Source organism: Knoellia flava TL1, from assembly GCF_000768675.1.
GTDB lineage: Bacteria > Actinomycetota > Actinomycetes > Actinomycetales > Dermatophilaceae > Knoellia > Knoellia flava.
Genome location: NZ_AVPI01000054.1, coordinates 1 through 15119 on the forward strand (window position 1 = coordinate 1; position 15119 = coordinate 15119).

Below are 15119 nucleotides of genomic sequence, written 5' to 3' on the forward strand. Positions count from 1 at the left end.
GGCGCGGGCGTGGTCCCCGCAGCCGGGGCACAGGGCCGGGCGACCGGCGCCGGCGGGCGTGGGGGCACTGGCTCCTCGGCCGTCCGGTCGGGTGGTGTCGGTGGACGTGGTGCCCAGGTCATCCCCGGCGGTGGGCAGGGTCGGGCGGCGACGTCGGCCCGCGGGTCCGCCGTCAAGGGCGCGAGCGGCTCCGGCCGTTACGGCGTCCCCAAGCTCGACGGACGGTCCAACGGCGTGGTCCCCGGGTCGGGTCAGGCCGCCAAGGGCGGGGCACGCAGTGGAGCCGCCGGCCGCAACGGCCCGGCGGCACGTGGTGGCAGCGGCGCGGGACGTGGCGGCGGCGTGGCAGGGACGTCTGGAACTGCCGGTTCGCGTGGCTCGCGCGGTGAGCGCAGGGGCGCCCACGAGACCGACAACCTCACCCACGAGGACGAGGAGACCTGGTTCGAGGGGACCGAGGAGTCCAGCCCCCAGGTCTGGGAGTAGCCCTCGACCCGACGACGCGCTCCGGCGGATGGCCTCAGCCCGAGGTCATCCGCCGGATCGCTTCCACGCCACCGGCGGCGACGATCCCGAGCGGCAGCGAGAGGGCGACCGTCGCGGTCTCGATGGCGTCGGCGAAGCGCGACATCCGGGTGGAGCGGTAGCCACGGACGATCGCGGTCGCGCTGATCACGCTCACCCACGCGATGGCCGTCGCGACGAGGAAGAGCAGCACGGTCGCCCCGGACCAGCCGGTGGCCAGCAGGGCGAGCGCGGCCGACAGCAACAGGGACCCGCAGGCGGCGAGCATGCTGTAGCGGGGGAGCCGGTCGCGCACCGACCGGGACTGGTAGCCGCACGCCAGTGCCGCGGTGACGAGCACGGCGACCGACCCCCAGCGGGTCACGACGTCACCGGTCGGCGACGTCACCAGAAGCCAGCCACCCACCGCGGTGGTGAGCGAGAGGTATGCCGTGCCGATCGCGACGATCTCGCGCGCCGCGTCGAAGCGCTCGCGCATGTCCCCGCGGGTGACGCGCCGGCGCCGGCCGAGGCCGCGCTCGCGCACGGACCAGATCGTCGTGGAGAGGCGCTCGGTGTCGACGAGCTGGTTGGCGTCCACGGTGAGGCTCGTCGTCGGCAGCAGCCGCATGAGGAGCGGGCCCAGGCCCGTGACGACGGCCGTGATCGCGGGGCCGGGCCAGTCGAGCAGTGTTCCGAGACCGACGAGCAGGCCCATCCCACCGATCGCGGCCATGACCGTGCGGTCGCCCGGTGACTCGGCGGCCACGCGCGAACGAGTCACGGCCAGGGCGAGCACGGCGACGGCGCAGCCGACGACGACGGCGACCGACTCCCGCCCGGGAGAGTCCGGCAGGGGCAGGGAGAGCCCGGCGGCGAGGCCGAGCGCCGGCGCGGTCGCAGCGGCCGTGAACCGGTGAGCCCGGTCGTTGCCCAGGGCGGCCAGACCCACCGCGCCGACGGCGAGCAGGGCAGCGGCGGCGGCGGGCATCCACGAGGTCGACGCCCCCCAGACGAGCAGTCCCTCGTCACCTCGGGCAGCCAGCGCGAGACTCCAGGCGGCGACGAGGCTGATGACGGCGCCGAGCGCCGCCGCGAGCCAGATGAGCTGGGACGACGCCGAGGGTGCCGGGGCGGTCACCGGACGTCGGCGCACCTCGCGGACCGTCGTCAGGGCCGACCGCGGTCCGGTGACGTCGACGGCGGGGGAGAGCAGGGCCTCACCGCGACGGCGGGTGGCCTCGTCGACGTCAGAGGTGGGTGGGGCCTCGGGCTCGGGCCGGTGGCGCCCACCGGAGCCCCCGGGTGCACTCGACCGGGCACCGCCGGCGCTGCGCCCGCGGTCGAGGTTGAGGATGTCGCGGGTCACGGCGTGGGTCGTCACCGGGACGACGCTGAGGATCGACCCGGTGGGCACGCTCTCGTCGAAGGAGTCATGCGGTCCGAGGACCCGGCCGCTCGGGGTCGCGATGGCGTGCGGGTTGGCGCGGGAGGCGATGCCGAGGACGGAGAGGACGTCGGTGACGCGGGCGCCGTGGGGCACGACGAGGTCGTAGCGCCGTCCTCCGGCGTTGAGGCTGACCTGGAGCCCCGCGGACGTGTCCGTACCCGGCATACCGTCCCCCTCCGTCTCCTGCGTCACGGTCACCACGAAGAATAGGCGGCTTCGGACGGCGGTGGTGCGCCACCTCCGCGCGGGCACGGTCCACCGGATAGGTTGGCCCCCGCACCAGCACATTCGGGGAGGGAATCCGTGACCGCGACAGTCGGAGGCACGCGCCAGGAGGCGCCGCCCGTCCCGTCGGGACGCATCGTCCTGCAGCCGCCGCCCGAGATCACCCCGGCCGAGGGGCTGAGCAACCTCCTCATGCAGGCCGTGCCCATGCTCGGCAGCGTCGGCTCGATGGGCTTCGTCGCCCTCTCGCAGCCCGGCCCTCGCGGCATCATCGGCGCCGGCATGTTCCTCGTGGCCTCGCTCGGCTTCGTCTTCGCGAGCGGCGTGCGCCAGCGCCAGCAGCACACGACCGAGGTCATCTCCAACCGGCGCGAGTACCTCGCCTACCTCGCCGAGGTGCGTGGCACGGTGCGTGACGCGGCGTCGAAGCAGCGCGAGGCGGGTCTGTGGAACTACCCCGCCCCGGCGTCGCTCCCGCTGCTCGCCGAGGAGAAGAGCCGCGTGTGGGAGCGGCTGCCCAAGGACGACGACTTCCTGCACGTCCGCATGGGCACGACGTCGCAGCCGCTCTGCCTCACCCTCGAGCCCGCCGAGACCCCGCCACTGGCCCAGCTCGACCCGGTCGCGGCGTCCGGGCTGCACCGACTCCTCACGACCCACCGCGTCCAGCACGGCCTGCCCGCGTCGGTGTCCCTCCCCGCGTGGGCCCGCGTCCAGGTGACCGGCGAGGCCGCGCCCGCCCGCGCGCTGGCCCGCGCCCTCGTCGTCAACGCCGCCGTCATGCACTCGCCCGAGACCCTCGTCGTCGCCGCCCTCGTCGGACCCGACGCGCGCGAGGAGTGGGACTGGCTCAAGTGGCTCCCGCACGCCCTCAGCCCGCGCGAGCGCGACGCCGTGGGGCCGGTGCGGCTCGTCGCCGAGTCCGTCGACGAGCTCATCGAGCTGCTCCCCGACGACATCACCGACCGGCCGAGGTTCGGGCCGAGCGCCCAGCCCTCGGCGCCGCACGTCCTCGTCGTCGTCGACGGTGCCCGCCTGCCGCGGCACAACCCGCTCGTCACCGACGACGGTGTCCTCGGTGTCACCGTGCTCGACCTGCCGGAGCAGTGGGGGGAGCTCGACTCGACCTCAACCCTGCGGCTCGCGGTCGACGCTGCACGACCCGGTATGCCGGCCGGCCAGGTCCCCTTCGAGATCCTCAGCCTCAGCCGTGGAGGCGCCAAGGGCCTCGCCGACCAGATGAGCGTCACCGAGGCCGAGGCCACGGCCCGCCGCCTCGCCCCCATGTTCGTCAGCGGTGAGGTCGAGGTCCGTGACGCGCTGACGAGCAGCACCGAGCTCGTCGACCTCCTCGGTCTCGGCGACGTCCGCGACTTCGACCCAGCGACCGCGTGGCGCCCCCGGCTGCAGCGCGACCGTCTCCGGGTGCCGATCGGCGTCGGCGGCAGCGGCCAGGTTGTCGCCCTCGACATCAAGGAGTCCGCCCAGCAGGGCATGGGCCCGCACGGGCTCGTCATCGGTGCCACCGGCTCCGGCAAGTCCGAGCTCCTCCGCACGCTCGTCCTCGCCCTCGCGATGACGCACTCGTCCGAGCAGCTCAACTTCGTCCTCGTCGACTTCAAGGGTGGTGCGACCTTCGCCGGCATGGCCGACATGCCGCACGTGTCGGCGGTCATCACCAACCTCGGGCAGGAGCTCACCCTCGTCGAGCGCATGCAGGACGCGCTGCAGGGCGAGATGACCCGACGCCAGGAGCTGCTGCGGTCGGCGGGCAACTTCGCCAACGTCACCGACTACGAGAAGGCGCGGGCCGCGGGCGCCGACCTCGAGCCGCTGCCCGCCCTGCTCATCGTCGCCGACGAGTTCTCCGAGCTGCTGTCGGCAAAGCCCGAGTTCGCCGACCTCTTCGTCGCCATCGGCCGCCTCGGCCGCTCGCTCTCGATGCACCTGCTGCTCTCGTCGCAGCGCCTCGAGGAGGGGCGCCTGCGCGGCCTCGAGTCGCACCTGTCCTACCGGATTGGTCTGCGCACCTTCTCGGCAGGGGAGTCCCGCACCGTCATCGGCGTCCCGGACGCCTACGAGCTGCCGCCGGTCCCGGGTCTGGGCTACCTCAAGCCCGACCAGACGACCCTGCTCAAGTTCAAGGCGGCCTACGTCTCGGGCCCGCCGAAGGGCCGTCGTCGGCGCTCCGCCGCGGGGACGGGTGGCACCGCCATGCAGGTGCTGCCCTTCACGTCGACCCGGGCGGTGTCGGCGGTGCAGCGCGTCGAGGAGGCGCCGACGCCGGCCAACGAGCCGGAGGAGACCCGCGCGGTCTTCGACATCGCCGTCTCGCGGATGAAGGGCAAGGGACGCCCCGCCCACCAGGTGTGGCTGCCGCCGCTCGACGTCCCGAACTCGCTCGACCAGCTCCTCGGCGACCTCGCCCCGGACCCGCAGCTCGGCCTCGTCAGCCGGCGGTGGCGCGAGCGCGGTAGCTATGTCTTCCCGATGGGCATCGTCGACCGGCCGCTGGAGCAGCGGCGCGAGATCTTCGTGCTCAGCCTCGGTGGGGCCGCGGGTCACGTCGCCGTCGTCGGCGGCCCGCGCACCGGTCGCAGCACCTTCGCCCGCACGCTCGTCAGCTCGATCGCGCTGACGACCACGCCGCTCGAGACGCAGTTCTACATCCTGGACTTCGGCGGTGGCACGTTCACGCCGTTCGCCGCGCTCCCGCACGTCGCCGGTGTGGCCAACCGCAACGAGCCCGACGTCGTGCGCCGCACGGTCGCCGAGATCAGCGGCATCATCGACAAGCGCGAGGCCTACTTCCGTTCGCAGGGCATCGACTCGATCGAGACCTACCGGCGTCGTCGCGCGGAGGGTCGTGCCGACGACGGCTACGGCGACGTCTTCCTCGTCGTCGACGGGTGGCCGACGATCCGCGCCGAGTTCGACGAGCTCGAGCAGTCGATCAGCGCCATCGCCGGTCGCGGTCTCACGTTCGGCATCCACGTCGTCATCACGACGTCGCGCTGGATGGACTTCCGCATGCAGATCCGCGACGTCCTCGGCACCCGCGTGGAGCTCGGGCTCGGTGACCCCGGCGACTCCGAGATCGACCGCCGGGTCGCGGCCAACGTGCCCAAGGGCCGCCCGGGGCGCGGCATCACCACGACGAAGCACCACTTCCTGTCGGGCATCCCGCGCATCGACGACTCCGGCCGCGTCGACGACCTCGGCGAGGGCGTCGACGACATGGTGGCGAGGGTGTCGGCGGCGTGGCAGGGTCCCCGCGGCCCCAAGCTGCGGCTGCTGCCCGAGCAGATCACCCTCGAGGCGATCCGCGAGCAGGCCGGTCCGGGCGACCGCCGTGTCCTCCTCGGCATCGACGAGAACAACCTCGAGCCCGTCGGCGTCGACGTCTCGGAGGAGTCGCACCTCTACCTCTTCGGCGACTCGGACTCGGGCAAGTCGGCCATGCTGCGCGGCTACGCCAGCGAGATCGCACGCCTCTACACGCCGGACCAGGCCAAGCTCTTCGTCGTCGACTACCGCCGGGCCCTGCTCGGCGAGCTGCCGCCGGACCACCTCGCCGAGTACATGACGACCGAGGAGCAGGTCACCGCCGAGATGGAGGGCCTCACCGCCTTCCTGCGGACCCGCCTGCCCGGGCCGGACGTCACTCCCGAGCAGCTGCGCTCGCGCTCGTGGTGGTCGGGCTCGGAGGCGTTCATCCTCGTCGACGACTACGACCTCGTCGTCACGTCGTCGGGCTCGCCGCTGCGCCCGCTCGTCCCGCTCCTCGCCCAGGCCACGGACGTCGGTCTCCACCTCGTCGTGACCCGCCGCTCCGGTGGTGCGTCGAGGGCCAGCTACGAGCCGGTGCTGCAGGCGCTGCGCGACCTCGCCAGCCCGGGCATCCAGCTGAGCACCCCGCCGGACGAGGGCGCCCTCGCCGGCAACGTCCGGGGCTCGCTGCAGCCGGCCGGCCGTGGCCGACTCGTCACGCGCGACCACGGCAACCAAGTCGTGCAGCTCGCCTGGCATCCCGCCAAGCACAGCTGAGCACCCCCTGACGACGGCCCCTCCAGCGGCCCTCACCGGGGAGTCCTCCCCATCGCCCTGCGGTCGCCTGCTCACTACGTTGGAGGAAACGACGACGTGGTGAGGGGGAACCGTGAACGACTTCAGGGTGGAGATCAGCCAGCTCGACACGGTGAACGGGGTGTTCCGGCTCCAGACCGGGCACCTGGGCAAGGTGCAGAGCTACGTCCAGACCAACTGCAACGCCGGCAACGGCTTCACCGGTCTCGCGGTCGCGCCGCTGCAGGGCCACTACGACCGGGCCTACACGATCGCCGACACCGGGACCGGTCAGGGCAAGGCGATCTCCGAGAACTGCACGACGACGATGAACGGCACCAAGGCGGAGTACCTCCGACAGGACCGGGCGGCATACGACCGCATGGCCGCGAAGATGCGCGACGCGGGCGAGACCCCGCCGCCCTACCGGGCCCCGGGTGACGGGCCGGCGCCGCGCCCCGGCGCCTCGGTCGCGAACGCGCCGTCGGGGGACAACAGCTGGTGGAAGTACACCAAGCAGGGCCTGTCCGAGACGACGAACGTCCTGAGCTACGCCGACAAGGTGCGGAGCCTGGGCCCGTTCGGCCCCGGCCTCGAGGCGCCGAAGCCACCCGAGTACCCCGACAGCCTCAACCCGGCCAAGTGGCGTGAGTACGCCATGAACAAGCGCCTCTACGACAGCGTGACGAACCGCTGGGACACCCGCGCCGCGGCCGACCACAACGCGCGCAACACCGGCGGCAACGACTCGTGGACCGAGGAGGACGCCCGGCGGGCCCGCGAGGACGGCTGGACCCGCGACCGAAAGCAGGCGCGCGAGGACTTCTGGGAGCGCGTCGACTGGGCCGAGGCCGACCGGCGCAACGGCGCCGACACGACCGGCAACAGCTCGTTCACGGCGGACGACATGCGCCGGGAGCGCGAGAGCCAGTACCGCAACCCGGCGCCCACCGACAGCCGCGGCACGACGTGGGACGCCAACCAGACCTTCGGTGCGGCGCAGCGGGCCGTGGGCCTGCCCGGCGCACTCATCAGCACGGGCGAGGGCCTCGTCAACACGTGGCAGCACGGCCAGGAAGCCGCCGACCTGCGCGGCGACGTCAACGACTCCATCGACGGGCCGTCCAACGACGACTCGGCTCGCTGGGCCAACCGGAACGGAGGACAGTGGTGAGCACCATCGCGGAGCAGGTGGACGCGTCGAGCGCCCTCGTGCCGCCGGCGAGCGACGAGGGCAACTTCGTCGAGGACCTCGAGGCGAGCTCGGGGCTCGTGCTGCGACCGATCCTGTGGTTCATCCGCAAGGCGTTCGGGGTGAGCCCCATCGAGGAGCTCGTCAAGCCGATCGCCGGCGACTGGAACCAGCTGAGCAAGGCCAAGGACGCCTGGGGACGCACGGAGATCGCGTGCAACGGCGTGGGCAAGAACTTCGGCGCACTCAAGACGTCGACGACGGAGTGGACCGGTCCCTCGGCCATCGCGTTCCGTGAGCGGATGGGCAAGCTCGAGGACAACTACACGAAGTACGGCACCGGCTGCGACCAGATCGGCCGCCTCGTCGGGGCGCTCATCGACATCACGAAGTCGGTGGCGAGCACGATCGCGACGATCATCGGCTTCATCGTCGACGAGATCACCTTCCTCGCGGCGTGCGCGTCGATCCCCGGCCCCGGCTGGCTCGTCGGGGGCGCGAAGATCGCCACGAGCATCCGGAAGTACTGGAACCTCATCCAGCGCGGCTACAACGCGATCCGCCGGGTCCTCATGGCGATCAACAGCTTCGTCAAGGGCTGCTACGCCGTCGTCAACGTCCTGCGCGTCCTCACCGTGCTGTCCAACACGCTCATCGCGCTCCAGAACTACGGCACCGGCCGCGACATCGACGACGCGCAGGCCAACAACTTCGGCGTCGACCCGGGCGCGGTGCCCGCATGAGCGCCGGCGGCGCGGGTGGCGCGGGCGGCGCGGGTGGCGCGGGAGTCGCGGGTGGCGCCGGCTTCGATGAGGCGAGCCGCGAGGTCGAGGCGATCCTCGCCGAGCTGCTCGAGCTGCGGCACGAGATCGACGCCGAGCGCGACGAGCTCGTCGAGCAGTTTGTCTCCGACCCGAGCACCGACCACCGCGGCGACTACGAGGAGATGAGCGACAAGGCCCGCGCCGGCGAGCTGGGGCCGGAGTGGCAGCGGCTCCAGCGTCGCGTCGACCTCGACGAGACCTCGCTCGACAGGGTGTTCTCGGGTGACGACACGAGCAGCGACGCGGAGTTCGTCCGCGGTGTCGCGGAGGAGAAGGCGGGCAGGTTGCTCGAGCTCCAGGTCGAGCCCGAGGCCGAGCGCGACCTCGAGCTCAACATGTCGACGTTCGCCGCCGTGCGCGCCGAGCAGGCCGAGATCATGCGCATGCTCGCCGAGATCAGGGACCTGCCGCTGCCGCCCCTGGACTGACCTCGTCGGGCGTGGCCGGGCGGCCTGCGACCATGATGAAGCTCTCCCGCCGGGTCAGCGCGGACACCGACGCGGCAGCGAGCACCGCCACGCCGAGCAGCCCCGGCAGGGCGATCAGGAGCGTGCCACCCACTCCCTCGGGCAGTCCCTCGCGGCTCCCGGCGGTGCGCGGCGGCAGCCAGCCCGTCGGGTCGCGCAGCACGTCGAGGCGGGTTCCGACGTCCGGCGCGACGTACTCGGTTCGGGAGCCGAACCGCTCGCTGAGCAGAGAGACGCCCCGCTCGGAGGTGCCGTCCTCGAAGGTGAACGTCACCGCGGCCGGGCCGCCCTCGCGCGGTGCATCCGCGGCCGTCACGGTCGCCCGGGTCCGCTCCATGACGAACTGGCCGTGCAGCGCCATCGTGGCCATCGAGGCATAGACGGGCGTGGGCCAGAAGAAGAGGAACGCGATGCCGATCGCGAAGGCCGGCACCCGCGAGCTCATCTGGAGCAGCAGGCCGACGAAGAGCACGAACCAGACGAGTGCGGCCACCGGGTTCGGCAGGCCGATCGCGAGCCAGCCGTCGTCGAGGTTCGGCCGCAGCGAGGTCCACAGGGTTGCGAGCAAGGCGAGCACGGTGAGGGCCACGAGGACGACCCGACGCGAACGGCGCATGCCCTCGTCGGGGGGCCTCTCGGCCGTGGCGACGTCTGGCCCGTGGGTCGGCTGGCTCACCGGCACGACGATAACCAACATCACCCGGACACGCTCTCGGGGCCGAACCTACGGAGCCGTAGGCTGCGACCCATGGAACCCGTGTACAGCTCGGTCATCACCACCGCCCGCGGCGTCTTCGCGGCCCAGGGCATCCGGTTCCGGATCGAGGGCGAGGACAACGTGCCCCGCTCTGGAGGCGCCGTCATGGCGATCAACCACACGGGCTACTTCGACTTCACGTATGCCGGCCTCGCGGCTCGTCGTTCCGGTCGCCTCGTGCGCTTCATGGCGAAGAAGTCGATCTTCGCCCACCCCGTCGCCGGTCCGCTCATGCGCGGCATGCGCCACATCCCGGTCGACCGCCGCGACGGGCGCGCCTCCTTCATGCGGGCGGTCGAGGCCGTGCGCGACGGCGAGATCGTCGGCGTCTTCCCCGAGGCGACGATGTCGCGCTCGTTCGAGCTCAAGGAGTTCAAGCCCGGCGCCGTCCGGATGGCGCAGGAGGCGGGCGTCCCGATCCTGCCGACGACGATCTGGGGCTCGCAGCGGGTGTGGAGCAAGGACCTCCCCAAGCACCTCGGCCGTCACAACATCCCGATCTCCATCGTCGTCGGTGAGCCCTTCCACGTCGCGCCCGACGACAACCGCAACGAGGCCACCGTCCGGCTCCAGGCCGTCATGGAGGCCCAGCTCCACGCCCAGCAGGCGGCCTACCCGCCCCTCACCGGCGACGACCTCGTCTACCAGCCGGCCCGGCTCGGCGGGAAGGCTCCGACACCCGACGACGCCGCCGCTCTGGACAACGCGGACATGACCCGCACGGTCGACAAGTTCAACAAGCGGCGCACGTCGCGTTGAATCTCGGTTCGCGTCGTTTCGCTCTCACCTTTTGGTCGCGAGCACGAACCCGGTGCGCCGCAGTCCATCCGCACTCCGCGCGCTAAGCGCGCTCCGCGCTCCCGCCAGACCCAGCCAGCGGCGCACCGGGTCCGTGCGCGCTCCCGGGAATCTCAGACCGGGTGGCCGAGGTGGCTGAGGGCTTGGCGGAGGAGGACTCCGTGGCCGCGGTCCATCTCGGCGAGCACACTCGGGTCGAGGGCCTCCTCGGGCGTGAGCCAAGCGAGGTCGAGCGCGTCCTGCTGCGGGGCGCAGTCGCCGGAGACCGGGACGACGAAGGCGAGGGAGACCGCGTGCTGGCGCGGGTCGTGGAACGGCGTGACGCCGGGGGTGGGGAAGTACTCGGCCACGGTGAAGGGCACGGGGGAGGCGGGCACGCGAGGCAGCGCCATCGGGCCGAGGTCCTTCTCGAGGTGCCGGAGCAGGGCGTCGCGCACCCGCTCGTGGTAGAGCACTCGGCCCGAGACGACCTCGCGCAGGATCTCGCCGTCGGCGGATGCCCGCAGGAGCAGGCCGACGGCAGTGACGGCGCCGCGCTCGTCGACCCGGACAGGCACCGCGTCGACATAGAGGATGGGCAGCCGCTCACGCGCGCTGTCGAGCTCCTCCCGGCTCAGCCATGAGGGGGTGTTGTCGAGCTCGAGAGGACCCATGGCCGCGATTGTGCCAACTCCGGCCGACGCACGGTCGCGCGGCCCACGCCCGGCCTGCCCCCTTGCGTCCGCAACTCTGGGGGCCAGGCCGTCACGTTGCCGGACGCAAGGGGTATGCCGGCCGCACACCCACGCTTGCGTCCGCAACTCTGGGGGTCAGGCCGTCACCGTGCCGGACGCAAGGGGTATGCCGTCCGCCCACCGACGCTTGCGTCCGCAACTCTGGGGGTCAGATCGTCACCCTGCCGGACGTTGTGCTTCGGAGAACTCGACGGGGGCCTCGAAGGCGGCCTTGCGTGCCGCCCGGCGCAGCGTGCGCAGCACGACGCCGCCGGTGAGCGAGATGAGCACGACGTTGGTCAGCGCGCGTCCGAGGTCCCAGCCGAGCGAGGTGGCGAGCGAGAAGATGCCGAAGCGGTGCAGGTTCTCGAGCACCGGCGCCCCGGCGACGAAGGACAGCTCGGTGTCGAGGCCCGCCGCGAACGGCCAGAACATGAGGTTGAGCGCCAGGCCGTAGAGCAGCCCGGACACCGCACCGTAGGCCGCGAGCAGCACGATCTCGGCGCGACCCCGCACCTGCGGGAGGAGCCCGCCGCCGAGCCCGACCCACGCGGCGCCAAGCATCTGGAAGGGCAGCCACGGACCGACCCCTCCGGTGATGAGCGCCGAGGCGAAGAGGGTCGTCGCCCCGAGGACGAACCCGAAGCCCGCGCCGAAGACGCGCCCGCCGAGGACGAGGAGGAAGAAGACCGTCTCCAGCCCGGCGGTCCCGGCGCCCAGCGGGCGCAGCGCGGCGCCGACGGCGGACAGCACGCCGAGCATGGCGATGGCCTTGACGTCGAGCCCGCCCTCGGAGACCTCCGCCATGACGACGGCGAGGAGGAGGGGCATGAGCAGCGAGAAGACGAGCGGGGCGTCGGTCGAGTGCGCGAAGGCCGTGCCGGGGTCCACGAGCAGCGGCCACCCGAAGGCGACGACGCCCGCGAGGCTGACGATGACGATGGCCGCGACCGAGCGCGGTCGCAGTCGGATCGCCCGGGTGCGGTCGCCCGCCGCACCGGGGGCACCGGGTCCGCCGGACGAGCCCGAGGGGGCGAGGGTGGTCACGACGGCTCCCGGACGGCATACCGGACGTCGTCGACGGTGAGCCACGGCTGCGGTGAGGTGATCTTGGCGACCTGCGGCGCGAAGGCGGGGCTGGCGACGACGACATCGGCCGTCGGCCCGTCGGCGACGACCTCGCCTGCGGCCATGACGACGACACGGTCGGCGGACTCGGCGACGAACTCGACGTCGTGCGTCGAGACGACGACGCTGCGGCCGCGCGCGACGAGCCGTCGGAGGGCGGCGCGCAGCGCCCCCTTGCCCGCGTAGTCGAGGCCGCGGGTGGGCTCGTCGAGGAGGAGGACGGGCGGGTCGGCGGTGAGCTGCACCGCGAGCACGACCGCGAGCCGCTGACCCTCGGAGAGGTCCCGCGGATGACGGTCGTCCGGTATGCCGGGTGCCAGGTCGTCGAGCAGGCTGCGGCACGTGCCGGGCTCGCGCCCGCTCTCGGAGTCGGCCTGGGTGCACTCGGCGCCGACCGTGTCGAGGTAGAGCAGGTCGGCGGCCGACTGGGGCACGAGGCCGACGTGACGACGGCGCTCGGCGGCGTCGAGCGCGCGCACGTCGGTCTCGTCGGAGGAGCTGCCGTGCCTGCGCCTCACCGTTCCCGAGCGCATGGGACCGGAACCCTGCACCGCCCAGAGCAGGGAGGACTTGCCGGCCCCGTTGCGGCCCATGAGGGCGGTGACCTCGCCGGCGCGGAGGGTGACGTCGACCTCGGCGACGGCGACGACGGCGTCGTGGGTGACGGTGACACGTCGGGCGTCGAGCAGGACGGGTCCGGGCGCGGCGACGACCTCGCGCGGGCTCGCCGGCAGGGAGCGCCACGGCGCGGCGCGGCGCCGGGCGTCACGCACCGACAGGGGCAGCGGCTCCCAGCCCGCCCAGCGGCCGAGCTCGACGACGGGGGGCGCGACGTCCGCCGTGCGCATGACCTCGGCGGGGTCGCCCTGCGTGACGACGCCGTGGGCGCCGACGTGGACGAGGGTGTCGGCGTACTGGAGGACGCGCTCGATGCGGTGCTCGGCGACGACGACGGTCACCGCGAGGTCGTGCACGAGCCGCGTGATCGTCGCGAGGACGTCCTCGGCGCCGGTGGGGTCGAGGGCCGAGGTCGGCTCGTCGAGGACGAGGACCTTCGGGTGGGTCGTGAGGACCGAGCCGATGGCGACGCGCTGCTGCTGGCCCCCGGAGAGCTCGCGCAGGGCCGCGCCGCGCAGGTCCGCGATGCCGAGGACGTCGAGCGTCTCCTCGACCCGCTTGCGCATCGTCGACGCGCCGAGGCCGAGCTGCTCCATGCCGTAGGCGAGCTCCTCCTCGACCGTGTCGGTGACGAAGCCCGCGAGCGGGTCCTGCCCGACGACGCCGACGAGGTCGGCGAGGTCGCGGGGGCGGTGCTCCCGTGTGTCGCGGCCGAACACCCGCACGGACCCGGCGAGCGTCCCGCCGGTGAAGTGGGGCACGTGCCCCGTGATGGCTCCGAGGAGGGTGGACTTGCCGGACCCGGTGCGGCCGACGACGAGGGCCAGCTCGCCCTCCTCGAGGCGCAGCGACACGTCGCGGAGCACGGGCTCGCTCTCGCCCTCGAAGGACACCGACACGCGGTCGAGCTCGATCACGGGTGCACCTCGGCGGGGAGGGGTCGGGACGCGGCGGCGCCACGCGGGGACGGGGGCGGCGGCGGGGGAGTGAGGAAGGCGGGCAGTGCGGCCACGAGCAGCCCGGCCAGGGCCAGCAAGGGCAGGGCGGGCACGCCGAGCGGGTCGAGCGGGATGCCGAGCGAGGCGGCGTCGGTGCGGCGCACGAACTGCACGGCGACGGCCGCGGCGGCGCCGCAGGCGACCGTGAGCCACTCCGCGCCGCGCCACGGGTCGGGCCGGTAGGTCGAGCGCGCGTTGGCCGCGCCACCGAGCCAGATGCCCGCGAGCGAGAGGCCGATGCCGAGGGAGAGCGCGGGCAGGCCCATCCACCCTGGGGTCGTCGCGTCGAGGACGCCGTAGATCCCGACGGCGCTCGCGAGCAGGCCGCCGAGCGTGCATGCCGCGGTCAGGGCGCGGCGAGCGCCACCCACCTCACGGCGGCGGCCGTAGCCGCGCGAGTCCATCGCAGAGGCGAGCATGAGCGAGCGGTCGAGGGTGTCCTCGAGGACGGGGAGGGCCACCCGGGGCACGGCCCGGATGCCGCGCGAGGTGTCGCCGCGCAGCGCGCGCGCCCGCATGACCCGCTGCACGCTCTCGGCGAGCTGGGGGGCGACGCTGATCGTCACGACGACGGCCGAGCCGATCTCGCTCAGCGCCCCCGGCAGCGTGCGCAGCAGGCGCTTGGGGTTGGCGAGCGAGTTCGCGGCGCCGATGCACGCGATCATCACGGCGAGGCGCAGACCCTCGGTCACGGCGCCGACGAGCCCGCCGAGCCGCACGTCGCCGAGGAGGTTGATCCCTGCCGCCCACGAGGGCAGCGAGACCTCGGGCAGGGGGAGGACGACGGCGCCGCCGAACTTGAGCCCGACGAGCACGTGGAGCACCGCCCGCACGAGGACGATGAAGCCGCCGAGCCACAGGTAGAGCCGGAACGAGCCGGCCCACGGCGAGGACCCGCGCCGCGACAGCACGACGAGTGCGGCGACGCACAACGCAGTGAGCAGGAGGAAGGGGTTCGTCACGTTGCTCACGGCGACGGCGAGCCCGATGGCCCAGAGCCACCAGGCCACCGGGTGGAGCGACCTCGGCAACGCAGGGGCGAGCGGCCTGGTCGCACCGGAGCCTCCCGCCCGTGGTGCGGTCACGCCGACGCCGCCCTCTCGGGGAGAGGGGGCGGCATCGGCGTCCGGCGTCACACCGACGCCGCGGCCTGACGGCGGCGCAGACCTACGACGGCGACGGCCGAGGCAAGGCCGGCGAGGAGCGCGCCCCCACCGAGGAGGCGGCCGAGGGAGGAGCCGTCCGTGGCGCCGGCCGACGAGCCGCCGGAGCCACCGTCGGTGCCCTCGGGTGCTGCGGCCACGACGTCACTCGACTCCGACGCCGAAGGGCTCGCGGTCGCCGAGGCCGACGCCGACACCGAGGCGCTCGCGGACGCGC

Annotated in this window: 11 protein-coding genes and 2 pseudogenes; 6 read left to right on the forward strand and 7 right to left on the reverse strand. The window is 73.3% G+C overall.

The genetic code is table 11. The features are described 5' to 3' along the window. A pseudogene (locus tag N798_RS18450) lies at positions 1-486 on the forward strand (hypothetical protein); the annotation flags it as partial. Between the two features lie 34 nt (positions 487-520). Here the strand turns inward: N798_RS18450 and N798_RS13985 are convergent. Next, positions 521-2146 carry a hypothetical protein gene (locus tag N798_RS13985; protein ID WP_156971748.1) on the reverse strand — a complete coding sequence of 542 codons (1626 nt, stop codon included), beginning with the start codon at positions 2144-2146 and terminating at the stop codon, positions 521-523. Positions 2147-2257: 111 nt separating this feature from the next. Here N798_RS13985 and N798_RS13990 point away from each other — a divergent pair, with 111 nt between their 5' ends. The 4 genes from N798_RS13990 to N798_RS14005 all read left to right on the forward strand — a co-directional run bounded on the left by N798_RS13990 (position 2258) and on the right by N798_RS14005 (position 8688). Further along, complete coding sequence (locus N798_RS13990) at positions 2258-6226, forward strand: type VII secretion protein EccC (protein WP_035949499.1); 3969 nt, start codon at positions 2258-2260, stop codon at positions 6224-6226. Positions 6227-6338: 112 nt separating this feature from the next. Continuing rightward, a complete protein-coding gene (locus N798_RS13995) occupies positions 6339-7418 on the forward strand; it encodes a hypothetical protein (protein WP_035949500.1) in 1080 nt (359 codons plus the stop codon). Beyond that, on the forward strand, positions 7415-8179 hold the full coding sequence (locus N798_RS14000; RefSeq protein ID WP_035949502.1) for a hypothetical protein: 765 nt from the start codon (positions 7415-7417) through the stop codon (positions 8177-8179). The genes N798_RS13995 and N798_RS14000 overlap by 4 nt, the downstream gene beginning before the upstream one ends. After that, complete coding sequence (locus N798_RS14005; protein ID WP_035949505.1) at positions 8176-8688, forward strand: hypothetical protein; 513 nt, start codon at positions 8176-8178, stop codon at positions 8686-8688. The genes N798_RS14000 and N798_RS14005 overlap by 4 nt, the downstream gene beginning before the upstream one ends. Here N798_RS14005 and N798_RS14010 read toward each other — a convergent pair. After that, on the reverse strand, positions 8657-9403 hold the full coding sequence (locus N798_RS14010) for a hypothetical protein (RefSeq protein ID WP_035949507.1): 747 nt from the start codon (positions 9401-9403) through the stop codon (positions 8657-8659). The two genes, N798_RS14005 and N798_RS14010, sit on opposite strands and share 32 nt — an antisense overlap. Positions 9404-9475: 72 nt before the next feature. Here N798_RS14010 and N798_RS14015 point away from each other — a divergent pair, with 72 nt between their 5' ends. Beyond that, complete coding sequence (locus N798_RS14015; protein WP_035949509.1) at positions 9476-10243, forward strand: lysophospholipid acyltransferase family protein; 768 nt, start codon at positions 9476-9478, stop codon at positions 10241-10243. A gap of 152 nt (positions 10244-10395) precedes the next feature. On the opposite strand, the gene N798_RS14020 is transcribed toward N798_RS14015, so the two are convergent. The 5 genes and pseudogenes from N798_RS14020 to N798_RS14040 form a co-directional block, all read right to left on the reverse strand. Beyond that, positions 10396-10935 (reverse strand): NUDIX hydrolase family protein, encoded by a 540-nt coding sequence (locus N798_RS14020; protein WP_035949511.1) that lies wholly within the window; start codon positions 10933-10935, stop codon positions 10396-10398. A 237-nt stretch (positions 10936-11172) separates the two neighbouring features. After that, complete coding sequence (locus N798_RS14025) at positions 11173-12042, reverse strand: ECF transporter S component (protein WP_052117371.1); 870 nt, start codon at positions 12040-12042, stop codon at positions 11173-11175. Then, the gene (locus N798_RS14030) at positions 12039-13658 is read right to left on the reverse strand and encodes an ABC transporter ATP-binding protein (protein WP_035949513.1); all 1620 of its coding nucleotides are present in this window, start codon (positions 13656-13658) and stop codon (positions 12039-12041) included. The genes N798_RS14025 and N798_RS14030 overlap by 4 nt, the downstream gene beginning before the upstream one ends. Further along, positions 13655-14824: an energy-coupling factor transporter transmembrane component T gene (locus N798_RS14035; protein WP_052117372.1), complete on the reverse strand. Its 1170-nt coding sequence runs from the start codon at positions 14822-14824 to the stop codon at positions 13655-13657. The genes N798_RS14030 and N798_RS14035 overlap by 4 nt, the downstream gene beginning before the upstream one ends. A 47-nt stretch (positions 14825-14871) precedes the next feature. Beyond that, positions 14872-15119: pseudogene (locus tag N798_RS14040) on the reverse strand (hypothetical protein); the annotation flags it as partial.

Excerpts from the sequence above, each read along its gene's own strand:
- N798_RS14005 (WP_035949505.1), top strand. The coding sequence starts at position 8,176 with ATGAGCGCCGGCGGCGCGGGTGGCGCGGGCGGCGCGGGTGGCGCGGGA.
- N798_RS14015 (WP_035949509.1), top strand. The coding sequence starts at position 9,476 with ATGGAACCCGTGTACAGCTCGGTCATCACCACCGCCCGCGGCGTCTTC.
- N798_RS14020 (WP_035949511.1), bottom strand. The coding sequence starts at position 10,935 with ATGGGTCCTCTCGAGCTCGACAACACCCCCTCATGGCTGAGCCGGGAG.